The 26,891-nt window shown below is 43.0% G+C and carries 20 protein-coding genes and 1 tRNA gene; 15 read left to right on the top strand and 6 right to left on the bottom strand.

The genetic code is table 11. From position 1 onward, the window contains the following. Positions 1 to 89: 89 nt before the first annotated feature. From TY87_RS21725 to metK, 5 genes are all read right to left on the bottom strand, one after another. Positions 90 to 950: an energy transducer TonB gene (locus TY87_RS21725; protein ID WP_072839452.1), complete on the bottom strand. Its 861-nt coding sequence runs from the start codon at positions 948 to 950 to the stop codon at positions 90 to 92. 7 nt (positions 951 to 957) lie between these two features. Next, complete coding sequence (gene gshB / locus TY87_RS21720) at positions 958 to 1,905, bottom strand: glutathione synthase (protein WP_072839453.1); 948 nt, start codon at positions 1,903 to 1,905, stop codon at positions 958 to 960. 289 nt (positions 1,906 to 2,194) lie between these two features. Continuing rightward, the gene (locus tag TY87_RS21715) at positions 2,195 to 3,700 is read right to left on the bottom strand and encodes a TolC family outer membrane protein (protein ID WP_100188660.1); all 1,506 of its coding nucleotides are present in this window, start codon (positions 3,698 to 3,700) and stop codon (positions 2,195 to 2,197) included. Between the two features lie 100 nt (positions 3,701 to 3,800). Beyond that, the gene (locus TY87_RS21710; RefSeq protein ID WP_100188659.1) at positions 3,801 to 4,547 is read right to left on the bottom strand and encodes a 16S rRNA (uracil(1498)-N(3))-methyltransferase; all 747 of its coding nucleotides are present in this window, start codon (positions 4,545 to 4,547) and stop codon (positions 3,801 to 3,803) included. Between the two features lie 117 nt (positions 4,548 to 4,664). Next, positions 4,665 to 5,828: a methionine adenosyltransferase gene (metK, locus tag TY87_RS21705; protein ID WP_100188658.1), complete on the bottom strand. Its 1,164-nt coding sequence runs from the start codon at positions 5,826 to 5,828 to the stop codon at positions 4,665 to 4,667. 381 nt (positions 5,829 to 6,209) lie between these two features. Here metK and tkt point away from each other — a divergent pair, with 381 nt between their 5' ends. The 11 genes from tkt (at position 6,210) to serA (ending at position 20,352) form a co-directional block, all read left to right on the top strand. Beyond that, positions 6,210 to 8,210 (top strand): transketolase, encoded by a 2,001-nt coding sequence (gene tkt, locus TY87_RS21700; RefSeq protein WP_100188657.1) that lies wholly within the window; start codon positions 6,210 to 6,212, stop codon positions 8,208 to 8,210. A gap of 112 nt (positions 8,211 to 8,322) precedes the next feature. Continuing rightward, positions 8,323 to 9,354, top strand: a complete 1,032-nt coding sequence (locus TY87_RS21695) for a type I glyceraldehyde-3-phosphate dehydrogenase (protein ID WP_072839458.1) — start codon at positions 8,323 to 8,325, stop codon at positions 9,352 to 9,354. Between the two features lie 34 nt (positions 9,355 to 9,388). Next, on the top strand, positions 9,389 to 10,552 hold the full coding sequence (locus tag TY87_RS21690; RefSeq protein ID WP_072839459.1) for a phosphoglycerate kinase: 1,164 nt from the start codon (positions 9,389 to 9,391) through the stop codon (positions 10,550 to 10,552). Between the two features lie 297 nt (positions 10,553 to 10,849). After that, positions 10,850 to 11,917 carry a class II fructose-bisphosphate aldolase gene (gene fba / locus TY87_RS21685; protein WP_100188656.1) on the top strand — a complete coding sequence of 356 codons (1,068 nt, stop codon included), beginning with the start codon at positions 10,850 to 10,852 and terminating at the stop codon, positions 11,915 to 11,917. A 140-nt stretch (positions 11,918 to 12,057) separates the two neighbouring features. After that, positions 12,058 to 12,142: transfer RNA gene (locus TY87_RS21680), tRNA-Leu, on the top strand. 252 nt (positions 12,143 to 12,394) lie between these two features. After that, positions 12,395 to 13,453 (top strand): autoinducer 2-binding periplasmic protein LuxP, encoded by a 1,059-nt coding sequence (locus tag TY87_RS21675; protein ID WP_232617214.1) that lies wholly within the window; start codon positions 12,395 to 12,397, stop codon positions 13,451 to 13,453. After that, positions 13,441 to 16,035 carry a hypothetical protein gene (locus tag TY87_RS21670; protein ID WP_100188654.1) on the top strand — a complete coding sequence of 865 codons (2,595 nt, stop codon included), beginning with the start codon at positions 13,441 to 13,443 and terminating at the stop codon, positions 16,033 to 16,035. Before TY87_RS21675 ends, TY87_RS21670 begins: the two co-directional genes overlap by 13 nt. After that, on the top strand, positions 16,032 to 16,727 hold the full coding sequence (gene mtnN, locus TY87_RS21665; protein WP_100188653.1) for a 5'-methylthioadenosine/S-adenosylhomocysteine nucleosidase: 696 nt from the start codon (positions 16,032 to 16,034) through the stop codon (positions 16,725 to 16,727). The genes TY87_RS21670 and mtnN overlap by 4 nt, the downstream gene beginning before the upstream one ends. Before the next feature lie 3 nt (positions 16,728 to 16,730). Beyond that, positions 16,731 to 17,723 (top strand): hypothetical protein, encoded by a 993-nt coding sequence (locus TY87_RS21660; protein ID WP_100188652.1) that lies wholly within the window; start codon positions 16,731 to 16,733, stop codon positions 17,721 to 17,723. Positions 17,724 to 17,860: 137 nt separating this feature from the next. Beyond that, a complete protein-coding gene (trmA, locus tag TY87_RS21655) occupies positions 17,861 to 18,967 on the top strand; it encodes a tRNA (uridine(54)-C5)-methyltransferase TrmA (RefSeq protein ID WP_100188651.1) in 1,107 nt (368 codons plus the stop codon). A gap of 155 nt (positions 18,968 to 19,122) precedes the next feature. Continuing rightward, positions 19,123 to 20,352: a phosphoglycerate dehydrogenase gene (gene serA, locus TY87_RS21650; RefSeq protein ID WP_072839466.1), complete on the top strand. Its 1,230-nt coding sequence runs from the start codon at positions 19,123 to 19,125 to the stop codon at positions 20,350 to 20,352. Positions 20,353 to 20,464: 112 nt separating this feature from the next. Here the strand turns inward: serA and TY87_RS21645 are convergent, their stop codons facing one another. Then, positions 20,465 to 22,438 (bottom strand): methyl-accepting chemotaxis protein, encoded by a 1,974-nt coding sequence (locus TY87_RS21645; protein WP_232617213.1) that lies wholly within the window; start codon positions 22,436 to 22,438, stop codon positions 20,465 to 20,467. A 339-nt stretch (positions 22,439 to 22,777) separates the two neighbouring features. Here TY87_RS21645 and TY87_RS21640 point away from each other — a divergent pair, with 339 nt between their 5' ends. From TY87_RS21640 to TY87_RS21625, 4 genes are all read left to right on the top strand, one after another. Continuing rightward, positions 22,778 to 23,887 (top strand): extracellular solute-binding protein, encoded by a 1,110-nt coding sequence (locus tag TY87_RS21640; protein WP_072839468.1) that lies wholly within the window; start codon positions 22,778 to 22,780, stop codon positions 23,885 to 23,887. Positions 23,888 to 23,971: 84 nt separating this feature from the next. After that, a complete protein-coding gene (locus tag TY87_RS21635) occupies positions 23,972 to 25,054 on the top strand; it encodes an ABC transporter ATP-binding protein (RefSeq protein ID WP_100188650.1) in 1,083 nt (360 codons plus the stop codon). Continuing rightward, positions 25,047 to 25,934 carry an ABC transporter permease gene (locus tag TY87_RS21630; RefSeq protein ID WP_072839470.1) on the top strand — a complete coding sequence of 296 codons (888 nt, stop codon included), beginning with the start codon at positions 25,047 to 25,049 and terminating at the stop codon, positions 25,932 to 25,934. Before TY87_RS21635 ends, TY87_RS21630 begins: the two co-directional genes overlap by 8 nt. Then, entirely contained in the window at positions 25,931 to 26,728 is a 798-nt protein-coding gene (locus TY87_RS21625; protein WP_100188649.1) for an ABC transporter permease, read from the top strand. The genes TY87_RS21630 and TY87_RS21625 overlap by 4 nt, the downstream gene beginning before the upstream one ends. Positions 26,729 to 26,891: the final 163 nt, after the last annotated feature.

Genomic DNA, 26,891 nt, shown 5'->3' with positions numbered 1-26,891 from the left:
TGGAATGTCCAACTATTGGGGGTCAGTTCACAAGTGAAGTGAGGGCTTTTTTATGTCTAATGATTTTTATACTATCTGGCTTTATGCGTTTACTGGCTTTGTAGTTGATTGCCAGGTACAAATCGCCATGTTCGAATGATTTCCAGCTTATCCACTTCTTTCTTTAGCTCACTAGGAAATACTTGAAAAGGTTCTGCCAGACGGACAATACGCATGGCGGCATCATCGAGCACTCTGATACCAGAGGAGTGCAGTACTTCAATATCATCGACATAACCGTTCGGCTGTATAATAACGGCTAGACGTAGTTCACCATAAAGATGGTTACGTTTTGCTTCTTCTGGATAGTGAATATTACCTATGCGCTCAATTCGGCGTCGCCAGTCATCTAAGTATTGCGCATCAACAGCTGCTTTGGCAGAGACTGAGGTCAGACGGCGAATTCTTGGACGTTTGGCGTATGCTTGGCGCTGTTGATCTAGCAAGGCTTCTAGGGTCGCTATATCGTTTGATATATGGCTTGGAATTTGGGTTTCGCCACGAAACTTTTCTTCTAGCGTTTTAGGCTCATTTTCAGATTCATTGATGATCTCAAAGACAGCTTCTTGGTTTCTGGTTGCCAGCAGACTTGGTTCGTCAATAGGTTCGGCAGAGGCAAGTTGAGGCTGGACGGGAGGCGATATTTCTTGGATGGTATCAGATAAAAAACGTGCATTTTCTGTGGTGGTGAGTTTTTGCTTGCGTAATTCTGTCCCACTGGCTTGTTGGTTGGCTTGAGCAATAAAGTCAGCCTCGGCTGGTGCTTTTGTCGTATGCTGAACGAGCGTCACCTCTAGCGTTTTAGGCTTGGGAGAGGGAAGCTCGAAATCGAAGCCAATAATCATCACCATTAGCACATGAAAGCTAATGGCGATGAAAAGCGCGATAGAAAATTTATCTGTTACTCGCATGTAAATATTACTGAAGACGTTTTTCTATGGCTTCTATTAAAATCATAGCGATATTTAGATCGAATTGTGTATCTAATTCACGAACGCATGTTGGGCTGGTGACATTGATTTCAGTGAGGTAATCACCGATGACGTCTAAACCAACAAACATTAAGTTCTTTTCTTTCAATGATGGAATCACTTGCTCGCAAATCCAGCGATCGCGATCTGTTAAAGGTCGGCCTTCACCTCGCCCGCCTGCAGCTAAGTTGCCACGGGTTTCACCTGATGCCGGAATGCGTGCTAGTGCAAACGGCACAGGTTCACCATTAACTACCAAAATACGCTTATCGCCGTCTTTGATTTCTGGGATGAATTTTTGTGCCATGATCTGCTCTACGCCCATGTTTGTTAGGGTTTCAATAATCACGCTGATGTTTGAGTCATCCGGTTTGATGCGGAAAATCGAACTGCCACCCATACCGTCTAAAGGCTTGAAGATAACGTCGCCATGTTCTTTGTGGAAGCTTCTTAGTAAGTCTGCACGTCGAGTCACTAAGACTGGTGGACAGCAGTGTGGAAACTGAGTGGCGAAGAGTTTTTCGTTGCAGTCGCGTAAACTTTTAGGGTCGTTGACTACAAGTGCACCATCTCTTTCTGCTTGCTCTAAAATCATAGTGCTGTAGACGAATTCACTATCAAATGGCGGATCTTTGCGCATTAAGATCACATCCATATCACCCATTGCCATTTTCGTTTCTTCACCAAGATCGTAAAAGTGCGCAGGATCTTTATAAACGTTTAATGGACGAGTCATAGCGTAGGCTTTGCCATTGTCTAGAAACAGGTCTTTTTGTTCCATATAAATAAGTTGCCAGCCTTTTTCTGCGGCAGCCCATAGCATGGCGAGAGAAGTGTCTTTTTTGTAGTTTATGGACGAAATTGGGTCCATAACAATGCCGAGTTTGATAGTCATAAGGCGGTTCCTAAAAGCGAAAGCAACGTTTTAGTGCTTTGTTTAATCTGTTAATAGATGTTGATGCTATAGAAATATGGGGGCGCTGAGAAGAAAAAACACCCATGATTTTCAGATAGTTGCTTTGATGAGTAAGAATATGACAATGAGCGGACTGTATAGAAAAATGAGTCTGTAATTCTGTGTATTCAATGTCTTATATTTTGGTCATTAAAAAGCAGAATCATTGGTCGTAAAAATAGTACGTTTTATCAATGATTCTGCTTTTTAGGAGAAGAACATTCTCTATCTACCAGTTTCCAGAGTTTCCATTAGCGTCTAAGAATAGCTCACTTTCTTGTGCTTTCTTCGAGTCATCCACAGGTGGAGCTTCAGGTGACTGGGGAGCATCATCAACTTTCACCGTACTTTCTGCGGCTTTCAGTTCTTCTGTTGCGCTAGGCTCTGGGGTTGGAGGTGTTTTTGTTTTATCAAATTCGTCATTAAAACCAAGGAGCTGTGGGCGATAAATACGAAACGCGCGCATGAGCTCACCTTTAGCATTAAATAAACGGAATTCTGAGAAAAGTTCATCGTAGTCCGCATTGACATAATCTTGGCGAGCTTGAAATAGTTCGTTCTCGCTATCTAGTACATCCAGTAGAGTACGGCGGCCTAAGCGAAATTGTTTTTCATAAGCAATTTGTGATTCTTTTGTCGCAATGACATATTCACGAATTTGCTCCTTTTGACCTGTGGTTGCTTCAAACGCTGCCCAAGCTAATCGCACAGTGAGTTCAGTATCTCTTATTGTGTTACGGCGTATTTCAGAAGCTTGGAGGTTCTGTTGAACGGCAACTTCTTGTTTGCGTTTGTGGGTGCCGCCGCTGTAAAGGTTATAGTTCAATCGCACCATAGCTAATAAGTCTTCGCTTGGTCCTCTATCGCCATCTATATTGTTGTTCCATGTGCGTTCTAAGCCAAAACTAATCGTTGGGTACTTGTCTGCATCAGTAATTTTTTGAGCGCTTTCTGTTGCTGCAACGTCCCATCGTGCACCTTCGATTGCTGGATTCTTCTTCAATGATTCATTAATCGCCGAATCAAGATCTTTTGGTATCAAGTCTTTATCTGGCATCGGATAGATTAAGTCTTTCGGCGGCATTTCTCCGACAATATTTTTGTAGTTGCTTTCGGCATCTTGGAGATTGTTAATTGCAGCAAAGTGATTTGCATGGGCTTTAGCGAGGCGTGCGGTTATTTGGCTAAGATCAGATTGACGTCCAATACCTGAGTCACTTTTTAATTTAATTTGCCCATAAATGCGCTCATGGGTTTTTAAGTTCAGTTCTGCAAGGCCGACAAGTTCTCTGTAGCGTAAAATGTTAGCATACACCTGAGCCACTTCTAGGGCAGTATTTTCAACAGAAATCAGTGCGCTCCAACGATCGGCTTCGGCCTCGCTGTTTAAGCGTTCGACTTCATTTTTTGTTGAGAATCCGTTAAATAGGGGCTGATTCAGCGCAAGTTTCAGTTCGCGACGAGTAAGATCAATATCGTCCGGGTTGCTATTGTCTGCGTAGGTTGTTTCACGGCCTATGCCAGCGGAGAGATCCACGCTTGGGTAGTAGCCGGAACGACGAGCAATATCTGCGTTTTCTTTGGACTCTCGATATTTTGCGACAGCTTGTCTTACAGCAGGATTGTTTTCTATTGCCGTATATGTCGCTTCTTCGAGAGTGATTGCATGCGCTATTGCTGGTAGGAAGGCTGCTCCTATATAAACCGTGCAAGTCAAAACTATTCGATTAAACATGTGATCATATGTCCTTTATTAAGTCCTGCTTGAATGGTAAAGGCATTCATAGCCTTAATATGTAGCGATTCTGTTAGTTAGGGCTTTATCAAAGAATAGGTTAGATATCGCCCCATAGAGCATTAATTACACTGAGCGCAACAATAGGTGCGGTTTCTGTTCTCAGTACTCTTGGACCTAAAGTGATAGCATTAAATCCTGACTTTTCAGATAGTTGGACTTCTTTTTCGGTGAGCCCTCCTTCTGGTCCGATCAATAAAGCAATGCGATTATTGCTCGGTTGCTCGAACTGACGAATAGGTTTTGCACTGTGGTGATGTAATGTTAGTTTTAACATTTCGTTACAATTCTCCACCCATTCACTTAATTCTATAGGCGGATATACAACAGGAACGACGCCACGACCGCATTGCTCTGCCGCACTGATAGCAACTTGCTGCCAATGTTGTTGGCGTTTTTCAGCTCGGCTGTCTTGCAGCTTCACTTCACAGCGTTCGCTAAAAAGAGGTTGGATAGCAAATACGCCTGCTTCAACGGATTTCTGAATGGCGTAGTCCATTCGTTCGCCACGAGATAGAGTTTGCCCAATAGTGACTTGGATTGGGGATTCGTTATTCAGTGCTTCAAAGTCTGCTACGTGAATATTAGCAGAGCGTTTTTCAACATCGCACAGGGTTGCATTAAATTGACCACCTTTACCATTAAGCGCTTGGCCATTAAACACGCGAATAGGATGGCCTGACTTTAAACGCAGTACTTTGCAGAGATGCTGAAATGCCGAATCAGGTAAGGCAAAGATGCTATTTTCGCTGAGTTCTGTATCGATAAAAATTCGTGGAATACGCATGTTTTGCCTTATGTTTTCGGGAGTATTAAAAAATAGAAATAAAAAAGCCTTCCTCTGCACATGTTATCTAATAAAAGAGTAAGGCAGAAGAAGGCTTTATAACGGAAAATCAGGAAATTATAAACCAGCAGCTTTGCGTAATGCGTCCGCTTTGTCTGTTTTTTCCCAAGTGAAGTTTTCACCTTCACGACCAAAGTGGCCATAAGCCGCGGTTGGCAGGTAAATTGGGCGTTTTAGATCTAGCATCTTGATCAAGCCTGCTGGACGTAATTCAAAGTGTTCACGAACGAGTTGTGAAATTACAGCGTCGCTTACTTTACCGGTACCGAAGGTATTAATACTGATTGACGTTGGCTCAGCAACACCGATGGCGTAAGAGATTTGAATCTCGCACTTATCTGCAAGGCCAGCGGCAACGATATTCTTCGCTACGTAACGACCAGCGTACGCAGCAGAACGGTCAACTTTGGATGGATCTTTACCAGAGAAAGCGCCACCACCGTGACGCGCCATGCCGCCGTATGTATCAACGATGATTTTACGGCCAGTTAGACCACAATCGCCAACTGGGCCACCAATGATGAACTGGCCTGTTGGGTTGATGAAGTATTTAGTATCTTTTGATAACCATTCAGCAGGAAGAACTGGCTTAATGATCTCTTCCATTACCGCTTCACGAAGGTCCGCTTGTTTAATGGACGCACTGTGTTGAGTAGAAAGAACAACCGCATCGATAGCGCATGGCTTGCCATTTTCGTCGTAACGGAAAGTAACTTGGCTTTTTGCATCTGGGCGTAGAAAGTCAAGTGTGCCATTTTTGCGCACTTCTGCTTGGCGTTGAACCAAGCGATGTGCGTAAGTGATTGGCGCAGGCATTAATACGTCAGTTTCGTTAGTGGCAAAACCAAACATCAAACCTTGGTCGCCAGCACCTTGTTCGTGTTCGCCAGCTTCATCTACACCTACTGCGATATCGGCAGATTGTTTGCCAATAGCATTCATAACCGCGCAAGATTCCCAGTCGAAACCCATGTCTGAGCTGTTGTAGCCGATTTCACGAATGACACCACGAGCGATTTCTTCAATGTCGACCCATGCGTTAGTACGAACTTCACCCGCAACTAGAACCATGCCTGTTTTTACTAGTGTTTCGCAGGCAACACGTGCTTCTGGGTCTTCTGCCAAAATGGCATCAAGGATGGCGTCGGAAACTTGGTCCGCGATTTTATCTGGATGACCTTCAGAAACGGATTCTGAAGTAAATAAAGAATATTCTGACATGTTTAGTGCCTCTATCAAAATGATGGATAAGCGCTAAATAGGTATAAAAAACCCGCTTAGCAATGTTTATAATTCAAAAAAGCTAAACAGGTGATATTGCTTCTGTTTAGCTGAATTTATATAGCGTCCGCAAGCCGAAACAAATCGACGCTGTTAGTGGCAAGAATAATGGACTAGAGCTGTTTAAATATCAACCCGATCTGTGGATTTTAATGAGGCAAAGGGCGATTTTTTTGTTACGATGGTGCAGATTTTTATGTATTTTCATTTTCTTTGCCCAATGTTTGGGCGTCACGGTGGTGCCAGCATTGCAAGGTGGCTCTATCCTGTAGAGAATGTTTCTTCTATTTTGTTCGTTAAGCTATCAGGAGTGGAATAACCATGCCGTCTCGTAAACAACTTGCTAACGCCATACGTGCATTGAGTATGGATGCCGTACAAAAAGCTAACTCAGGCCATCCAGGTGCGCCAATGGGTATGGCGGATATCGCTGAAGTGCTATGGAATGACTTTCTAAAGCACAACCCAAATAACTCAAAATGGGTTGATCGCGACCGCTTTGTGTTGTCAAACGGCCATGGCTCTATGCTGATTTATTCTTTATTGCATTTGTCTGGTTATAAATTGCCAATTGAAGAGCTAAAACAATTCCGTCAGCTTCATTCTAAAACTCCAGGTCATCCAGAATACGGTTACACCGATGGCGTAGAAACCACAACTGGTCCATTGGGCGCTGGTATCAGTAATGCGGTAGGTATGGCGATTGCTGAGAAAACTCTAGCAGCACAGTTTAACCGTGAAGGTCATAGCATCGTTGATCACAACACTTACTGCTTCCTTGGCGATGGCTGCTTGATGGAAGGTATTTCTCACGAAGCGTCTTCTCTAGCTGGTACTTTAGGTCTAGGTAAATTGGTCGCTTTTTGGGATGACAACGGTATTTCTATCGATGGTCATGTTGAAGGCTGGTTTACTGATAATACACCACAGCGTTTTGAAGCTTACGGCTGGCATGTAATCGCTGACGTAGATGGACATGATCCAGAAGCGATTAAAGCGGCGATTGAAGCAGCAAAAGCAGAAACGACAAAACCAACACTGATCTGTTGCAAAACCATTATTGGTTTTGGTTCGCCGAATAAATCTGGCAGCCACGACTGTCACGGCGCGCCTCTTGGCGATGCAGAGATTGCCGCTGCTCGTGAATTCCTTGGTTGGCCTTATGCGCCTTTTGAGATCCCTGCCGATGTTTACTCTGGCTGGGATGCGAAAGAAGCGGGTTCTGCTCGTGAAACTCAGTGGAATGCCCAGTTCGAAGCGTATAAAGCGGCTTACCCTGAATTGGCAGCAGAATTTGAACGTCGTGTGATTAAGGGCGAATTGCCTGCGGATTTTGAAGCCAAAGCACAAGCTTTCATTCAAGAAAGTCAAGACAAAGGCGAGAACATTGCCAGCCGTAAAGCGTCACAGAATGCGATTGGTTTCTTCGGCGCTATGTTGCCAGAATTACTAGGCGGTTCTGCGGATCTTGCAGGTTCTAACTTGACGTTATGGTCTGGCTCTAAAGGTATTCAAGACGATCCAGCGGGTAACTACATTTACTACGGCGTTCGTGAATTTGGTATGAGCGGCATCATGAACGGTGCTTCTTTGCATGGTGGTTTTATTAACTACGGTGCGACTTTTATGATGTTTATGGAATACGCGCGTAATGCGGTTCGAATGTCTGCTTTGATGGGCATTCAAAACGTATTTGTTTACACGCATGATTCTATTGGTCAAGGCGAAGACGGTCCAACTCATCAACCAGTTGAGCAATTGGCTAACTTGCGCATGACACCAAACATGTCTGTGTGGCGCCCATGTGATGCAGCAGAAACTGCAGTTGCTTGGAAGGCCGGTATCGAACGCCGTGATGGTCCAACGTCATTGGTTTTCTCTCGTCAAGGTTTGCCAGCACAGTCACGTGATGCCGAGCAATTGGCAAATGTTGCGAAAGGCGCCTATATCCTTAAGGACTGTGCTGGTACGCCAGACCTTATCTTGATCGCAACCGGTTCTGAAGTAGGCCTAGCGATGGATTCTGCTGAAGCGCTAACGGCGAAAGGTAAGAACGTTCGTGTGGTATCTATGCCATCAACAAATACATTTGATGCACAAGATGCTGCTTACAAAGAGTCTGTATTGCCAAGCAGTGTGACTAAGCGTGTTGCTATTGAAGCTGCTCACACGGATTACTGGTACAAGTACGTTGGTTTCGAAGGCGCTATGGTGGGTATGACGACTTTTGGTGAGTCTGCTCCTGGTGGCGATCTGCTGAAATACTTTGGCTTTACAGTAGACAATGTAGTTGCGACTGCTGAGAGAATTCTAGCCGCGTAATCTCATTGCTTGATAAGAAAAGAGGTGTACGTTTGTATGCCTCTTTTTCCTTTTATTAAGGCGGAGAGTGATGGTTTTTAGATCACTTTCTTTGCGATGAAGTAGTAGGAATATGTTGCGAGTCGCTATCAATGGTTATGGTCGTATCGGACGTTCGGTATTACGAGCGCTTTATGAAAACGGCTACCGCGATCACATTCAAGTGGTTGCTATTAATGAATTGTCTGACATTGAGACAATCAGTTATCTTACGCGCTATGACACGACTCATGGCCGCTTTCCTCAGTCTGTTTCGACTCAAGGTAATGCGTTGCTTATCGGCGATGATGCTATTTTGTGTTTTTCCTGTGCGACACCTGATGAACTTGATTGGTCATCTCTTGAATTAGATATGGTGCTTGAGTGCTCTGGTAGCTTTTCTGGTCGAGAAGGCGCGCAAGCTTACTTAAATGCAGGTGTGCCACGACTGTTGCTTTCTCAGCCGGCAGCGGCAGATGTTGATGCGACGATTGTGTATGGTTTTAATCATCATGATATTCAAGCGGATCACAATATTGTTTCAGCAGCATCTTGTACTACTAATTGTTTGATTCCTGTTTTGGACATCGTTAAGCAATTTTCTGGTGTTGTTCATGGTATGACACAGACGATTCATTCGGCGATGAATGATCAGCCAGTGATTGACGGCTATCACACGAAAGACTTGCGCCTGACGCGTGCCGCTTTGAGTTCTATTATTCCTGTGGATACTGGATTAGCGAGAGGTATTACACGCATGATGCCGGAATTGGAAGGCAAAATGGGTTGTAATGCGGTACGTGTGCCGACCTTGAATGTCTCGGTTATTGATTTAGTGTTGCGCACAGAACGAGACGTTACCGCCGAGCAAATCAATGCGCAGTTAGAGCAAGCGGCAAGCTCAAAATATGCAGGCTTAATGGGCTTCACCAAAGAAGCACATGCTTCGGTGGATTTTAATCATGATCCGCGTTCGGTGATTATCGATAGTACGCAAACCCAAGTAATCGATCAGCGAATGGTGAAGTTACTGTGTTGGTTTGATAATGAATGGGGCTACGCTAACCGTATGTTGGATGTGGCTAAGTATTGGGCTGGTGTGATTAAGCAATCAAAATTAGATTGATTCACCCGAACATTAAATAACGAGGACATCGTACATGACCGTAATTAATATGAAAGATGTGGATCTGGCGAATAAACGTGTGTTAATTCGAGAAGACCTAAACGTGCCAGTAAAAGACGGCAAAGTAACCAGTGACGCACGTATTCGTGCTGCTTTGCCAACCATTAAATTGGCGCTAGCAGCTGGTGCGAAAGTCATGGTGATGTCTCACCTTGGCCGCCCAACAGAAGGTCAGTACGAAGAAGAATACTCGCTTCAACCAGTAGCGACGCATCTTTCTGGTTTGCTAGGACAAGACGTACCGTTAGTAAAAGATTGGTTGGATGGTGTTGAAGTTGAATCTGGTCAGCTTGTTTTGGTTGAAAACGTACGTTTTAACCTTGGCGAGAAAAAAGACGACGAAGCTTTGTCTAAAAAAATGGCTGCTTTGTGTGATGTGTACGTGATGGATGCATTTGGTACGGCTCACCGTGCCCAAGCTTCTACTCACGGTGTAGCGAAATTTGCACCAATCGCTTGCGCTGGCCCATTGTTGTCAGCTGAGCTTGAAGCATTAGAAAAAGCTTTGGCGAAACCAGCTCGTCCAATGGCGGCCATTGTTGGTGGTTCAAAAGTATCGACTAAGTTGACTGTTTTAGAATCTTTGTCTGACAAAGTTGATCAGTTGATAGTAGGTGGTGGTATAGCCAATACCTTCCTAGCTGCTGCAGGTTTTCCAGTGGGCAAGTCTTTGTACGAAGCAGATTTGATTCCTCAGGCAAAAGCTTTGATGGCGAAAACCAGCATTCCGCTACCTGAAGACGTTGTTGTAGCTACCGCGTTCGCGCCAGATGCTGTTGCGACAGTCAAAAATGCTGCGGATGTTGGTCCTGACGATATGATTTTGGATATTGGGCCAAAAGCAGCCGCTGCGTTTGCGGCTTTGCTTGAAAAATCTCAAACGATTATCTGGAATGGTCCAGTGGGTGTTTTTGAATTTGACCAGTTTGGTGGCGGAACTAAAGCGCTTGCGATGGCCATTGCGAACAGCAAAGGGTTTTCCATTGCGGGTGGTGGCGACACATTAGCGGCCGTTGATAAATATGAAATTGCGGATCAAGTTTCCTATATTTCGACCGGTGGCGGGGCGTTTTTGGAGTTTGTGGAAGGAAAAGTGCTTCCAGCGGTTGCGATGTTAGAGTCTCGCGCGCAAAATTAGTATCAAAGAATGACAAAGATCGTTCTAAAGCATTTTATAAGTAATAAAAAGGTGAAAAGCCTACTTCGTTAACACCGTTAGAAGCTGGATGTGGTTTCTGCTGAAAGCGGTGTTGGCGAAAAACAAAACTAGAGAGTGACCTACTCGGCGCGAGTCGGGTATGACAATAACGATAAGGCGTAAGCCACATGGCTTGTGATAAGCAACGTCATGATTACAAGATTATAGAGTTAACTAACACCATAACTCTGTTCGTTATAAATACAATATAAGACAAATTGTCAGAGGAAATCTTTTATGCCTTTAATTAGTATGCGTCAACTGCTCGATCATGCAGCAGAACACAGCTATGGTTTGCCAGCCTTCAATGTGAATAACATGGAGCAAGTTAAGGCGATCATGGAAGCTGCTCACGAAGTGAATTCCCCCGTTATCATGCAAGCCTCTGCTGGTGCTCGTAAATACGCTGGTTCGCACTTCTTGCGTCACTTAATTGCTGCAGCGATTGAAGATTACCCGCATATCCCTGTTGTGATGCATCAGGATCATGGTACGTCCCCAGCTATCTGTCAGCGCTCTATTCAGCTTGGCTTTTCGTCGGTCATGATGGATGGTTCTTTGATGGCTGATGGTAAAACACCGGCTAGCTATGACTACAACGTAGATGTGACTCGTCGTACTGTTGAATTCGCACACGCATGTGGTGTATCAGTAGAAGGTGAGTTGGGTGTGTTGGGTTCTCTAGAGACGGGTCAAGCTGGTGAAGAAGACGGTGTTGGCGCTGAAGGTATATTGTCTCATGATCAAATGCTGACAGATCCACAAGAAGCAGTGGATTTTGTTAATGCAACTGGCATTGATGCATTAGCTGTGGCGATTGGTACAAGTCACGGTGCTTACAAGTTTACTCGTCCGCCTACTGGCGACATTCTTGATATCGAGCGTATTGCGAAAATCGTAGAGTTGTTACCAAATACTCACATCGTGTTACATGGCTCTTCTTCTGTTCCACAGGATTGGTTGTCTATCATCAACGAATTTGGTGGCGACATTCCTGAAACCTACGGTGTGCCGATTGATGAGATTGTTAAGGCGATCCGTTACGGTGTTCGTAAAGTGAACATTGATACAGATTTACGTTTAGCGGCAACAGGCGCGATTCGTCGTAGCTTGGCTGAACACAAAGGCAACTTTGATCCACGTAAATACTTAACGGAAAGTATCAAAGCGATGAAAGCGGTTTGTATTGATCGTTATGAAGCTTTTGGTTCTGCAGGCCAGGCCTCTCGTATTCATACTATGGATCTTGAAGAGATGGCTGTTCGTTACGAGCGCGGTGAATATTCTGGCGGTCGTATTTTTTAAGCCTTGCTTTGAAGAGAGTGATGCTTAATAAAAATGGCGAGTAAATATAGGTTAAGGAAAATATTTTTAAGTTTTTTATAAAAAAGCCAAAAAAACTATTGACCGGAAAATTCAATTACCTATAATGCTCGCCATTCCTTGCGGGAGTGGTGGAATTGGTAGACACGCTGGATTTAGGTTCCAGTGCTTCACGGCGTGAGAGTTCGAGTCTCTCCTTCCGCACCAAATTTAAAAAAAGCTGACTTTATGTCAGCTTTTTTTTTGTCTTTTTTTCCTTTCGATTTTAAAATGGGCTGCAAGCCATTTTTTCGTTATTAAGTCTATTCAGCGCACATTTATCATACTGAAGCGTATTTTCTTGTTCCTGTTATCACCAAAGTTCGTTAACTTGGTTAGAATGATTTTTTCTATGATGTTTAATCGGGTTCGGTAATGCGAAGACTACATTCTTTTGTTATATGGATTGTGCTAGGGAACGTGGCTTTCACTGTCCAAGCCGCTAACATGGCGCTTGATCTTATGGATAGTCATGACTTTTATCAGTCGACACCAAGACAAGGTCCTTTGGCTGAGCAGTTCACTACGATAGTTAATTCTCCTCCTAATCCAATACGGGTGTCTCAAAAGCGTGCAGTGCGTATTGCGTTGTTGTTATTTGGTGATATGAATTCCCTCGAAAATAGATCAATCTTAGCCACATTCAGAAAGCGAATGCGCGAACTAAATATTGATTATCGCTTAGATACTTATATGGATGGTTTTGAGTCTAATGGCGATTTAACATCTTATTTTAAGATGGCTGATGCCCAGCCAGATTACATTATTATGACTAAATTGGGCTCGGTTCAACGTCGGTTTTTGGAGCGTTTCTTACGCGCAGGTAAGCCAAAAATTATTTTGTACGACTTTGCCTCGCCGTTAACCCATTGGATGAATCATCCGCCATTAATGTACGTTGGTTTTGATCAAAAAAAGGCAACTACAATGCTTGCTAGTTACCTTGAACGTCAGTTACCCGCAGAGACAAAAATTTCGGCATTGGTTTTGCCGACAGGCTATCTTGGCCATATGCGTTGTGATTTATTCCTTGATGAGATGGCGAAGTATAACCGCCACATCAGTCGTATTAGAGCCGTATCGGATGATAAGCGCAGTGCATTTGAAGCAGCTCAAATTTTATTAAAAGAGAATCCAGCAGACTTTATTTTTAGCTGCTCGCAGAATATTTCTGAAGGCGTGGTTGCAGCATTACAAGCCGAAGGTTTTGATACGCAGATTCAGACTAATGCATGGGGACTATCTTTGAGTGGTATTGCGGATTTAGAGAGCCGAAAAATAAAGGCGAGTGTGCTTTTTATGAAGGATGATCTTTCTATTGCGATAGCGGAAGCTATCAAATTAGATCTTGAAGGAAAGAATATGCCCACCCTTTATGTTGCTAACTCTATGCTTGTGCCCGCAGAGTTAGATTCAGAAAGTCTACGCTTGATGGTACAGCAAGCTCATCATTATTCGGTGGAACTATGGCAGGAGTAACGATTAGTTTACAGCATCGGTTACGCTCCAAGGTGCTTATATTAGTTTGTGTGGTTTTTTTAGCTGTGACTTTTATGTCTTTATATTTTATTGAGGCGTTAAATCAAACAGCCGCTGAAAAAAACTTAGCACTAAAGCACCGCGTTGTTGAGCAAGCTTTTAATGGCTATTTGGCTCGTGCTGAAGATGAAATGAAATTTATTGGTCAGGATCTTTCGTTGAGTAATTATGCGGTTGGACGTGAATTGGATTTGTTGTTCAGCCACCACGAAGTGTTGTTTTTTGGCGGGTTGGATTTTTTCTATATTGAATGGGTAAATGGCAAGCATTCGATGGATCCTAGAGCGCGCCTGTTTACCAAAGTAGATTTACAATCTGTATTGGGAGAAGGGCTTATTAATCGATGGACGTCTATAGTGACAACAGATGATTCCATTTTGCTGATGTTTAAAAAGAAACTGCTTTCGTCAGGCCAAGAAAATATTGGTTTTTTATATGGCTTCATTTCATTAAACGACAACTTAACCTTGGCTAATGAGTTACTTGAAAGTGCCCAAGTCAGTGCTGTGCAGGTTTATGATAGTGCACATAATCGTGTCTTGCTTGAAGAACATAAAGTCGGTGTGGATTTGTCTGGAGCAACATTACATTCTCGCTTGCCCTTGGTATCACCTATTCAGGCAGATTTGCAATTAGATATTATTCAAAAGCGCATTTTTTCTTCTACGATCTTAACCAATGCGTTGCCTTTGATTGCTGGGATTGGGGTTGTTTTATTCTGCTTTTGTTTGCTGCTATTTCGCCAAGTTAAAACATTAATTTTTCAACCTCTTGAGTCAATTGTTTATCGTCACGAGGAAGGCCTACTGCCATACAGTGAACTACAGCCGATACAGTTACAAAGCAATCAATATAAAGCCTTTATTGAGTCCAAAGAGAATAGGTTTAAGCTTCTCGCAGAATCGATACACAGTGCCATTATTTTCTGCACCGAAGTGGCTGAAGTTGAGTTAATCAATTCAGAAGCAAAGCTACTTTTTCCTGACGCTGAAAAAGCTCGAACGCTTTTTGATTTTATGCCTATTTCTTGTCATCAATCGATTCAAGAAGCGTTAAAAGGCGAAGTAGGTGTTGCCTTTGAGTTAACTGACAGTACTTTAGGTCGAATATATCAATGGCAAGTTCATTCGTTTAAAAACGAGAGCAATTACCGCGGCTTATTATTAGTAGGGCGAAATGTTACCCAAGAAATCAGTTTAATGTGGCAACTGGAGCAGCTGCAGCCATTGTCGTCTGCACAGCAAAAGAAAGTAGATACTGACGCTATATTGAGTGAGTTGACGTATCTTTCTTCACTGCCTGGATATATTGATAGTAAACATCTTCAGGGCTGGCTTGCGTTATTAATATCCGTATTAGATGACATTAGTAGCCTAGACAGTAAGGTATCTTATTTGCCCATAGGAGAGGTCTTTTGTCAGGAAAGTGCTCGGGTTATGGCTGCAATGGGGGTAGAGGCGAATAGGGCGCTATTGGACTGTTCTGTCGAAGTAGGTGCAAGAAACATTGCAGTGGATGCAAATTTCAGAGGGCTGATTCGCGCTTTGCTCATGATGGTGATGTCGAATGATATGGCTGAACGTCGATTGACTGTTCGCTTCGATGGCGAAGAACTTGAAATGATTGCGATGAATGATATGGCATTCAGACCTCTTTTTTACTGGATGATTAAGATGTTGCTAGCACCTCTTGGAGGGCAGCAAAAGACCTTACAAAATAATGCCTTGCAGATTAATTTGATCATGGAAGAGTTGGAGTATCAGTCTATACTCAAGCAGTTAACACCTAATCAGGTTGTGGCTTGGGTCGCAAATGATTACCCCAATCCCAATATTATCAAAGCTGCTTTAGTTAGACTTGGGTTGCAGGTGGAAGAATATGTCTCAACGGATAGCTTTTTTACTCAATCCAGTGCTGTGGTGAAATTTGATGCAGTACTGATTGGCTGTGATAAAGACGTTGAAGCACAGGCAGATATGACCCGAGCCCTTAAACTAAAATATAATCGTGATGAGCTTCCTATCGTTTGGCTTAATAGCACCTTGCTGATGGAGGTGGATCCAGATGTTTTTACCTTGCAAGGATGTTCTTTCGACTACAATTTACATCAAGTGTTAGCCAAAGCCTGTGAGTTGGAGGGAGTTATCCCCACTCATTCGTATGAGCAAGCTTTATCTTGGGTGATGATTGGTGGCAGTCGAATCACAAAAGCAATTTGGTATGTCGAATTAGAAAAGTATGAGGTGGCGACACAATGGTTGGTAGATTTATCTAATTATCACGTAGTGCTGTCATATCACCCTGATGCTGTTGTTGTATTACTTGAACCCCAACCTAGAACTCTTTTGCGATCAATTCAGACTGCTTTTCCGAAAGTTCGATTTTTTTCGGTGCAAAAGTGGCCTAAAATGCCGGATAATGTGTCATTTTTTAGTATGACATTGCCTTACTCTGGTGATCAAATACGATTATTTACACAAAATGTTATACAACAGAATACAAACCTGAGGAGCAATGAATGAGCGTAATTGGATTAATTGGAGCCATGGACGAAGAAGTAGCTGTTATCAAAGCGTGGATGACAGATGTCCGTGAACAGACTATTGCTGGTTGTGATTTTTTTGTTGGGCGTTTTGAAGGTAAAGACGTTGTTTTGCTTAAATCCGGCATTGGTAAAGTAAATGCAGCCGTATCGACTACTTTGTTGTTATCTCAGTTTAAGCCTGAATATGTGATCAACATTGGCTCTGCAGGAGGTTTTGATCCTGAGTTACAGGTTGGCGATGTGGTGATATCAGATCAAGTGGTGCATCATGATGTGGATGTGACTGCCTTTGGTTACGTAATGGGGCAGGTTCCAAATATGCCTGCTACTTACGCTGCGGATGAAACGTTAGTCGCTGAAGCTAAAGCAGCCTTACAAAAAGTCACTCAAGTGCAAGCAAAAGTGGGATTGATCGGAACGGGGGATAGTTTCATGAATGATCCTATTCGAGTGGAAGTAGTGCGAGCGACTTTCCCCGAGCTAGTTGCTGTTGAGATGGAAGCTGCGGCTGTTGCTCAAGTGTGTTTTAAATTTGGAACGCCATTTGTTGTGGTACGTTCTTTGTCGGATATTGCAGGTAAAGAATCTCCTCAAAGCTTTGAGGAATACCTTAAAGTGGCTGCCGAGAACTCCTCTCTAATGATCCAACAAATGCTGAAAGGCAACTAAAGTATGCCATGGAACAAGGGTTATATTACTGCGTTTTGCTTAGTAACTTCCTGGCCCTTGTTCGCTCTTTCTGCAGAAGAAACGAGAGATGATGTCGACACTCAAGCAAAAGTTAGCCAACAAGCAGAGAGTGATGATGTTCCTTGGTGGTTGAGTTCCCATGAAACAGTTTCAAAGACAATTGGTAATTGGTCGACGAATATAGATTCCTTTTTATCTGGTGAACAAAGTAGAGAACCTTCAGATAGTTACTTAGAAGTACGATTTGGTTCTGTACTGAGTGGCAGTGATCGCTCAGGTTTTTTTGATTTCCGTACACGGCTTAAATTGCCGAATACTCAAGATCGACTGCGTTTAGTTGTCGAGTCCGAGCCTGACTCTTTAGCTCCTGAGAGCTTGAGAGGTGAATCGTCTCAGCAAAAAGGCGTTGTGAATTCTGCTTTGAAATCTAACGTTTCGGCTGCTGTACGTTATATAAAAGACGATATAGGGCTAGATGTTGATGCAGGTATAAGAGTTGATTTTCCACTTGACCCCTTTCTGCGCTTGCGCCTTAAGCAGGGTGAAGTTACTGATCAATGGAGCTGGTGGCAGAATCAAGAGGCCTTTGCTTATTACTCCAAAGGTATTGGTGCTCGTTATGGCGTTGGTTTAGGCTACGCGGTGAGCCCTACACTAAACTTTGGTTCAGATTTTGGCGTAACTTGGCTTGATAAAGAGGGGCTGTTTTATGTTCGTGAAAATTTCTCGATTCAGCATCGATTGGATGATAAAAACCGTTTAGGGTACCAGTTGAGCTTTCTGCAGTCGGGAGATAATTCTATTGGGTCTGACAGTTTTTTATACAATGTCCAATATGAACGCCTGCTTTATAAAGATTGGCTAATTGGTCAAATAATACCGCAATTCACCCATGAAGCGGATGATGGCTATGACGGTACGTTTTCCCTCACCTTGTCTTTAGCTATTTTGCTCGGACCTGAGTACCTACGTTAAGAGATTACATTAATTAAGAGTTTGCGTTAATCAGCCCTTCTATTTCTTTGTTTTTGCGCAAGCGATTAGATTTGTATACGGGGAACTCGTATAATGCCGCGCTCTATAAGTATCTATCGCCTCCAAGAGAATCAGCCATGAGACCGGATCAAATCCAACCAGAAATGTATGAAAAGCAGCTGCAAGATAAGCAAGCTGAATTAGCCAAATTAATGGCGACTTTGTCATTGCCTGAGATGGAAGTATTTGCGAGTCAGCCGACTCATTACCGCATGCGAGCTGAATTCCGGATTTGGCATGATGGTGATGATTTATATTATGCTATGTTTGATTCTGCAGACCCTAGAACGCCGATTCGTACTGATCAATTTCTGGCTGCGTCGAGCCTTATTAATGAGCTGATGCCAAAACTGCTTGATGCTGTTCGCGATATCCCAGTTTTACGTTACAAGCTCTTTCAAGTGGACTTTTTAACGACAACTACAGGTGAAGCCTTGATCAGTTTGCTTTACCATAAACCGATTGATGCTGAATGGAATGCCGCTGTTCAGCAGCTAAATGACGCCTTTCCTGCGTGCCATTTTATTGGTCGTAGCCGTAAGAAAAAGCAAATTATCACTCGCGACTTTGTAATGGAGACGCTAACGGTAAATGGCCAAAAATTCCATTATCAACAAGTTGAAAATAGCTTCACTCAGCCTAATGCTGGCATCAGTGAAAAAATGTTGGAATGGGCGTTGGATGTTACTAAAGAAGCATCCGGTGATTTGCTGGAAATGTATTGTGGTAATGGCAACTTTTCTATTCCTCTAGCTCGTCGTTTTGATCGAGTGGTTGCGACAGAAATTTCAAAAGTGTCAGTTAATTCTGCGCAGCTGAATATTGCTATCAATGGCATGCACAATGTTCAAGTGGTTAAAATGGCCAGTGAAGATGTGTCTGCGGCCTTGAATGGCGACGTAGAGTTGCCTAAGAGCTTGGTTCAGGCTGGCGTTAGCGAATTGACTCCTTCTGTTGTGTTAGTGGATCCACCACGAGCAGGTTTAGATGATGCGACGGTTGAATTGATTCGTAAGATAGATTCTATTCTTTATATTTCTTGCAACGCTGAAACGCTGAAAGCGAATTTAGAAGCCTTGTCGAGCACCCATGAAGTGGTCCGATATGCCATGTTTGATCAGTTCCCTTATACTCATCATGTCGAAACAGGTGTGTATTTGCAGAGAAAAACTCAAGTAGAATAAAACAAATTTGCGATCTAGGTAATCAGGCGAGGCTGCTATGAGCATTGTTCTTCTCATAATGAAAGACATTCCTGTAGCAGCGGTAGGTTACGCATTATTCTGTGTTAATATAATCAAACTTTTTCCCCCACCACCAAAGAGAAGTCGAACGAGCCATGAGTAATAACTCACTAGACAAAGACAAAATTAAAATCTTGTTATTAGAAGGCGTTCATCAATCTGCATTGGATGCATTGCATGACGCAGGCTATACCAACATTGAATACCACAAAACTGCACTAGCAGAAGATGAGTTGATCGAGAAAATCTCGGAAGCGCATTTCATTGGTATTCGATCTCGTACTCAGTTAACAGCGAATGTTTTAGAACATGCTAACAAACTGGTTGCCATTGGTTGTTTCTGCATTGGTACGAACCAAGTAGATCTGGATGCAGCAAGTGAGAAAGGTATTGTTGTCTTCAACGCGCCATACTCCAATACTCGTAGTGTTGCAGAGCTAGTTCTTGGTCAGTTAATTCTATTACTTCGAGGTATTCCTGCGAAAAACGCAGCATGTCATCGTGGCGGTTGGATTAAATCTGCAGCGGGTTCTTTCGAAACTCGTGGTAAGCGTTTGGGTATTATTGGTTACGGCAGTATCGGTACTCAATTGAGCGTTTTGGCAGAATCTTTAGGCATGGAAGTATGCTTTTACGATATCGTCACTAAATTGCCATTAGGTAATGCGCGTCAGATTAAGAGCTTGAAAGAATTGCTGTCTACTAGCGATATTATCAGCTTGCATGTACCAGAAACGAATTCGACTAAGATGATGATCGGCGCGAAAGAAGTGTCTCAAATGAAGAAGGGTTCTATCTTCATTAATGCTTCACGCGGTACGGTTGCCGATCTAGACGCTGTGGCTGAAGCTATTAAGTCAGGAGATTTAGGTGGCGCAGCTGTCGACGTATTCCCTGTTGAGCCTAAAGGCAACGATGAAGAATTCGTATCACCACTACGTGGTTTAGACAATGTGATCCTAACGCCTCATATCGGCGGTAGCACAATGGAAGCGCAAGAAAACATCGGTATTGAAGTGGCTGAGAAGCTTATTAAATACTCTGATGTTGGTACCACTACAGCAGCTGTTAACTTCCCAGAAGTGGCATTGCCATCTCAGGCCGATAACCACCGTATTCTTCATATTCATGAAAACCGTCCTGGTGTGCTTTCTAAGATCAACGCGATCTTCTCTGAAAACAACATCAACATTACGGGTCAATACCTTCGTACCACGGAGAAGCTTGGCTATATGGTAATGGACGTGGATGCAGAAGAGGGCGAATTAGCGCTTGAGAAAGTAAAAGAAGTGGAAGGAACGGTTAAAGCACGCGTTTTGTTCTAAGTTTTTTCCTTTCTACTCTTGATGTTAAAAAATCCAGCTACGGCTGGATTTTTTGTATCTGTCGTTCTTTCTTAAAAATAAAAAGCTTAAAGACAAAAGGCCTATCTTGGAGTTAGTTGATTCCCAATGTGGTCGTAATGTCTTGAATTTTCTGTTTGATGTTATTGGTCACTCCAGCCATAAACGCTTCAGACTCGTTGGCTTGCTCTCTTACTTTGACTACGGCGCTATTTAGCTTATTCATGCCGAGTTTTTGCTCTGCAGCATAGCCGGTTGCCTTTTTCGCTAAATGGCTAGATTGCTTAGATTTCTCAAGAATATCTTGTGCCGATTGACCGAGAGCATGGGTCAAATCTATTTGTTCAATTGAAGCTGTTTCAATTAAATCTATATTCTGGGTGAGTTTATTGCTTGCTGATGTCAGCTGTGAAAAGATCTTCGTGATCTCTTCTAGGGATTGTTGGGTTCTGGTAGATAAGGTTCTCACTTCAGAGGCGACCACAGCAAAGCCTCGGCCATGTTCACCTGCTCGTGCTGCTTCTATGGCAGCATTGAGTGCAAGTAAGTTAGTTTGCTCTGAGATGTCTCTGATGCCGCCAACAATAGAGGAGGCGCTAGAAACGGATGAGCTTAAGCTGGTTAATGCCTTTTTACTGCTATTAAGTCGCTCAACCGTAGTTTGGTTAGCAAGTGCCAGTGATGCAGCCTGGTTTACACTGTGTGACATGGCGGTATTGGTTTCTGTAGCATAATTTGCTACTTCTTGAGCGCGCACTTCAGCTTTACTCGCTAGCGTTTCGACTTGGTTCGACATGTTTAGTGTATCATCTAATTCGTGTCTAGAGGCCGTGCTTAATTCGTGCACTTGCCCAAAGGCACTCAGCATCTCATTAAGTGAGATTGAGATATTGTTTAACTCGGTATCTCGTTGTTGTCGTTGTACGGCAATTTGTTCTAAGTAGCGGTTTAAGTAATGGGCTACGTCTGACAGTTCGTTTTTATTCTTGCCGACTTTTAGGGTGTTGATGTTTTGGTGCTCGACTAAATCTTTTACCGCTGTGTATAAATCTCGAGCGCTTTTTACAACGACCTTGTTTTGGAAAATATGCACTGAGATAGTGGTTAAAATCATCAAAATGACGAAGACAGAAAATGCGACTAAGGTTTGTTCTTGAGTGGCTTGAGCGCTTTTTTGAATGTCTTCAGTACCAGCCTTTAAAATCTCTTCAAGCTGATTAATGAGCGAGCGAATCTTGTTTTGGGCGGTAACCGCTTGTTGGATATTAATTAGGCTAGAATCAACGTCTTTTAAATAGCGACTTGACCAAGTGTGCAGCTCACTTTTGGTTTCTTCAAGAGGATCGACTGCTTCCGTTGAGCTCTCTGAATCGCTTGCCCATCCCATTAATGACGATAAATCGTCAGCAGACTCTGTGTCTTTTTTTTCGTCTAATTCTAGTATGGGAAGTTTACCGAAATCAGCGATATGGGATTTAAAGACTTCAATGGATTGAACTAAGCGCTGCTTATTCTCAGGCGTGCTTTTTGCGAGATAGTTGTCTTTTGCATTACTCACATGAGCAAGGTCTGCGTATAACAAAGCTTGGCTTGCTAAGTAAATAGCTGCGGACTGCAGATCATGGTGTGATTGAAATAGCGCAACTTTATCAGCCAGAGTATCTAGCGATAGTAAGGTTTGTCTTTCATTGTTCTCAATCAATGCATAAGGGTTTCCGGATAGTTTACCGGCTGCTCTCACATCAGATTGAAGGCTTTTTTCTATTTCAATTAATTGTCCATTTATTGGATCTTTAATGGTATTGGGAAGTGAGTTAAGTGCGGGACGAATTTTTTTCTCAATAAACTCTTGTGCTGTTTGCAGTGCAGACGCCTCCCCCGATGATAAATAGCCTTCAATTTGTTGCTTTAAGTCGATAGAGGAATATTCCCAAACTTGAGTGTAGGTGTCACTTTGCTCAAAAGCGCTGCGAAATTTCATCAAACTCCAAAGAAGTAGCGCGACCAACATGGCTGCAATAATGAAATAACTCACGGTGGTTGTGCGTGTAACATGGGAGATTTTCAATTCAGACCCTACTTTAATTTACATAAATCGATGAATACGACTACCTTAATATGAGTATGTGACAAAAATATGACTGGTATTGTGTGAGGTATATGAAACAGGAGGGTTATAGAAAGTCTTAAACTGTCTAAAAGCGCCTTATTTTTGACTGTTTACGTCTTGGTTAGGGTTAATCCTGTCTAATTGGAAAAAAAACCTTCCATGGTCACTTTTTCGTCATTATTTTGTATTAGATTAAAACGGATATTAAACGAACGTTTAATAAAAGTGTGTTTTGGATGTTAAGCCGCTTTTCTCATGAAACAGCAATTAATCATATAAAATAAAAGGAGCTCAAGAATGACCCTTTCCCGTCGCCAATTTGTGAAAGGTGCCTCTATCGCAGGTGCTGTTGCCGCTACACCGTTTTCTATCAATAAAGCCATTGCTGCTAATAAAGAGCTGCGTATTTATGCGTGGGCTGGTTACATTACGGATGAAATGCTAGCGGATTTCAAAGCAAAAACCGGTATCAATGCTACGTTTACGCCATACGGTACTAATGATGAGTTGATGAACTCTCTACGTGCTACGGACGGAACTGGCTTCGATATTATTATGCCGACTGTTGACCGCGTACCAGGCTATGTCGACTATGAGCTTGTGCAACCTCTTGATGTTAAAAGAATTAAATGGAGTGGTTGTTTAGAAAGCGCATTGTCAGGATCGGATGTTGGTGGGATTGTAAAAGGTAAGCGTTATTTTGCACCATCGGATTGGGGTACGGAAGCGATTGCTTACAATAAGAATGATGCAAAAGTCAGCAAAGAGCTAAGCTACGGTGATCTTTGGTTACCAGAAAACTCTGGTGGCGTAACGGTTCGAGGACACTCAGCTCTTGTTGGTATTGGTTTGTGGTTAGAAAAAGCGGGTAAGCTGCCTTTTCCATTGCTAGATTCGTATAAAAACGAAAAAGCCATGCGCGCTAACTTCGATGTTATTTTGAAAACAGCGGTTGAACATAAAGGCGCGATTGCTCAGTTCTGGTCTACAGAAAACGAAGCGCAAGGCGCATTCCGTACCAATGGCGCGACTATCGGCCAAACTTGGGATAGCACAGCATTTAAACTGCAATCGGAAGGCGAGCCTATTGCATACGGCGCACCAAAAGAAGGTGCATTGGCTTGGATGGAAGGTTTTGTGATTCCTAAGAATGCCAACAATGTGGATTCAGTCTATGAATTCATCAACTGGTACTACACGCCAGAAGCGGGCGCTATGTTCGTCAAAGCGACAGGATACAACTCCACCGCGAAAGGTGCGGATGCTCTATTGCCAGCAGAAACTAAGCAGTTTTTCCAAGACTCTTACAGCAAACAAGATCTTGCCAACCTTTGGTGGTGGCCAATCCAAGAGCCATGGTACGTCGCATTACGTAACGAATACCAAGACCGTTACTTGTCTGCATAAACCTCGAAGGCCCCTTGTGATTTTCACGAGGGGCTTTTTTGTATCGAGACGATTGTGTCAAGAAAATCAATCAGCGAGAGAAATATGGATAGCAGTGTTCATCTAGATAATACCGTCATGCAATTTGGTGATTTTACCGCCATACAACAAACCGACTTAACGATAAAATCCGGCGAATTTTTTAGTTTTTTAGGGCCTTCTGGTTGTGGTAAAACTACGATTCTCAACATGATAAGTGGCTTTATAGATCCAACGCAGGGTGACATTAAAATTGGCGGTAAGAGCATGCGTGGCGTGCCAGCAAATAAACGTCCCACCTCGATGATTTTTCAAAACCTCGCACTTTTTCCTCTCATGACGGTCGCTGAAAACATTGAATTCGGCTTAGAGGTTCGCGGTGTTTCGAAAAGTGAGCGCAAAAAAGCATCAGATCGATTGCTAGAGCTGGTGGCTTTGGAAGGTAGCGGCACTAAAAGAGTATCTGAGTTATCTGGTGGGCAAAAGCAGCGCATTGCCATCGCTCGAGCCTTAGCTGTTGAGCCACAGGTCTTGTTATTAGACGAGCCGTTGTCCGCATTGGATTTAAAACTGCGCCAACATATGCGTACGGAATTAAAAGCGATTCAACGTAAAACGGGCATTACCTTTATCTACATTACGCATGATCAAGGCGAGGCGCTCACTATGTCTGACCGAGTGGCAGTAATGTCGGCAGGACGAATTCAACAAGTAGCCGATCCTATTACCTTATACCGAGATCCTCATACCGCGTTTGTTGCCTCATTTGTTGGTGAAAACAATGGGGTTTCAGGTAAGGTGATCGAAGCTAATTCAGATTTTGTCGTTTTAGATTGTGGGCCACTTGGCAAGCTGGCAGGACGTTCGCAAGGTAATGTAGCTGTTGGGACTGATGCCACACTTTTTATACGTCCTGAGAACTTTAGGTTACAAGCAGAGGAAGGAATGCATACCCTGCGAGCTACTATTGATGAGGTGAATTTTGAGGGCGCGTATTTGACTCTTAATGCCAATACGCCTGCTAACTTACCTTTGTCTATTCAGCTTGGTACACATCAGTTTTCTGAGTCGTTGAAAAAAGGCGCGCCGGTTAGTCTTTCTTATAATGAACAGGATGCCATTGTTATTGCCGGAGGCGGCCATGTTTAGTCAGCTAAAATCGCGATTTGGTAGCAGCTTGGCGGTTGGCATTATAGGCATGATTGCTATTTGGCTGATTGGCTTGGTGATTTTGCCACAGATATTAATGGTGGATTACTCATTTCGTCCGAATCTATTGCCTGCCGATATTGGTGGGCCAAACGATACGTATTCCTTAATGAATTATGAGACCTTGTTCAGTAATAAAATACATTTGGCTATTTTCTTCAAAACCATCTGGTCGAGTGTATTGGTTACGTCACTGACGCTAGTGGTTAGTTATCCGATAGCTTTTTATCTTGCCAAAGTCGCCACGCCTCAAAAAGCTGCGTTATGTTTGTTGTTACTGATTATTCCTTTCTGGATCAATGAAATTTTACGGACGTTTTCTTGGTACATCATCCTAGCCTATAAAGGGCCGCTGAATGCTTTGCTATTAGGGCTAGGAATCATTGATCGTCCCATTCGATTTTTATCGGGTGATGGTGGTGTGCTGATCGGTATGGTTTACGCCTACATCTTATTTATGATCTTTCCTATTTATAACGCCATTGAAAGTTTGGATACCAACCAGATTAAAGCGGCTCGTAATTTGGGTGCAGGTTGGATTCGGACACATTGGCGTGTGGTTATTCCCCATGCCAAACCAGGTATTGCAACAGGTTGCATTATGACCTTCATGTTAGCGGCGGGCAGTTATGCTGTACCTGCGTTGTTAGGTTCTCCAGGTAGTCGTTGGTTTACTCAAATTATCTACAATTGGTTTTTTGAGGGCGGTGATTGGAACCAAGGTGCGGCATATGCATTTTTATTGCTGATTATCTGTATTGGTTTTATCGCCTTGGTGATGCGCGTCTTTAAAGTAGGTTTGGGGGACATTGCAAAATGAAATCTGAAACTATTATGCGATTTGCCGTGCGCTTTTATATCGGCGTATTTTTTGTCTATTTATTCACACCGCTTATTATTATGGGGTTGGCGACTTTTAATGACAGTCGTTTTCCTACTGTTTCTCCGTGGAAAGGCGCAACGCTTAAATGGTTTGAGGCGCTTGTTCAAGATGGTGCGATGTGGACAGCTTTATGGACAAGTGTCTTGGTTGCGGCTGGTGTATTGGTGATTGCTGTGCCAATTGGCATTTGCTGCGCTTTGTTTTTATCCACGGTGCAAGGTAAAGGGAAAACCTTTATTTATACCTTGATGATGTCACCGCTGTTAACCCCTGGTGTCATCGTGGGTATTTCAACGCTTATCTTTTGGAAAGGCTTGTCTGTGAGTGGCGGCGTGTTTTTAACTGTTGTTGCACAAACCACCTTTATTGCCGCTTATGTCATGCTGATGGTATTGGCTCGTTTGCAGCGATTTGATCGTACGCTTGAAAATGCTGCGTTAAGTTTGGGTGCGACACAATGGCAAGCATTTCGTCGGATTTTGTTGCCTTACTTAAAGCCAGCGATTATCTCCGCGGCAGCAATTGCGTTTTTGCAATCGTTTGAAAACTACAACACGACCTTGTTTGTTAAAGGTTACGACACAACGCTAACTGTCTATATAGCATCTAAAGTGAGAACGGGCTTAACACCAGCAGTAAATGCGCTTGGTTTGGTGATGATTTCTATCACCATCTTGTTGGCAATTGTTTATGAGGTAAAACGTCGTCGAGAACTTTCTACTAATTCATAATGAAACTGAGAGAGATATTTGAAATCTAAAGGTCATTATTTGTACAAATAATGACCTTTTTTGTGTCTTTTGATCACTGTGTAGCCAGTTTCTGAAGATGGAGCAAATAAATATAACAAAATGATAAAAAACTCAAAAAAGGGTTGCACAAAATCTGTAGATC

This window comes from Marinomonas sp. BSi20584 (assembly GCF_002792415.1).
Lineage (GTDB): Bacteria > Pseudomonadota > Gammaproteobacteria > Pseudomonadales > Marinomonadaceae > Marinomonas > Marinomonas polaris.
Note: the sequence above shows the minus strand (reverse complement) of the source record. Positions and strands in the feature narration are given on the sequence as shown.

What these genes read in the sequence shown, in the direction of transcription:
- TY87_RS21725 (WP_072839452.1), bottom strand. Translation starts at nt 950, where the DNA reads ATGCGAGTAACAGATAAATTTTCTATCGCGCTTTTCATCGCCATTAGC.
- gshB (WP_072839453.1), bottom strand. Translation starts at nt 1,905, where the DNA reads ATGACTATCAAACTCGGCATTGTTATGGACCCAATTTCGTCCATAAAC.
- TY87_RS21715 (WP_100188660.1), bottom strand. Translation starts at nt 3,700, where the DNA reads ATGTTTAATCGAATAGTTTTGACTTGCACGGTTTATATAGGAGCAGCC.
- TY87_RS21710 (WP_100188659.1), bottom strand. Translation starts at nt 4,547, where the DNA reads ATGCGTATTCCACGAATTTTTATCGATACAGAACTCAGCGAAAATAGC.
- metK (WP_100188658.1), bottom strand. Translation starts at nt 5,828, where the DNA reads ATGTCAGAATATTCTTTATTTACTTCAGAATCCGTTTCTGAAGGTCAT.
- tkt (WP_100188657.1), top strand. Translation starts at nt 6,210, where the DNA reads ATGCCGTCTCGTAAACAACTTGCTAACGCCATACGTGCATTGAGTATG.
- TY87_RS21695 (WP_072839458.1), top strand. Translation starts at nt 8,323, where the DNA reads ATGTTGCGAGTCGCTATCAATGGTTATGGTCGTATCGGACGTTCGGTA.
- TY87_RS21690 (WP_072839459.1), top strand. Translation starts at nt 9,389, where the DNA reads ATGACCGTAATTAATATGAAAGATGTGGATCTGGCGAATAAACGTGTG.
- fba (WP_100188656.1), top strand. Translation starts at nt 10,850, where the DNA reads ATGCCTTTAATTAGTATGCGTCAACTGCTCGATCATGCAGCAGAACAC.
- TY87_RS21670 (WP_100188654.1), top strand. Translation starts at nt 13,441, where the DNA reads ATGGCAGGAGTAACGATTAGTTTACAGCATCGGTTACGCTCCAAGGTG.
- mtnN (WP_100188653.1), top strand. Translation starts at nt 16,032, where the DNA reads ATGAGCGTAATTGGATTAATTGGAGCCATGGACGAAGAAGTAGCTGTT.
- TY87_RS21660 (WP_100188652.1), top strand. Translation starts at nt 16,731, where the DNA reads ATGCCATGGAACAAGGGTTATATTACTGCGTTTTGCTTAGTAACTTCC.
- trmA (WP_100188651.1), top strand. Translation starts at nt 17,861, where the DNA reads ATGAGACCGGATCAAATCCAACCAGAAATGTATGAAAAGCAGCTGCAA.
- serA (WP_072839466.1), top strand. Translation starts at nt 19,123, where the DNA reads ATGAGTAATAACTCACTAGACAAAGACAAAATTAAAATCTTGTTATTA.
- TY87_RS21640 (WP_072839468.1), top strand. Translation starts at nt 22,778, where the DNA reads ATGACCCTTTCCCGTCGCCAATTTGTGAAAGGTGCCTCTATCGCAGGT.
- TY87_RS21635 (WP_100188650.1), top strand. Translation starts at nt 23,972, where the DNA reads ATGGATAGCAGTGTTCATCTAGATAATACCGTCATGCAATTTGGTGAT.
- TY87_RS21630 (WP_072839470.1), top strand. Translation starts at nt 25,047, where the DNA reads ATGTTTAGTCAGCTAAAATCGCGATTTGGTAGCAGCTTGGCGGTTGGC.
- TY87_RS21625 (WP_100188649.1), top strand. Translation starts at nt 25,931, where the DNA reads ATGAAATCTGAAACTATTATGCGATTTGCCGTGCGCTTTTATATCGGC.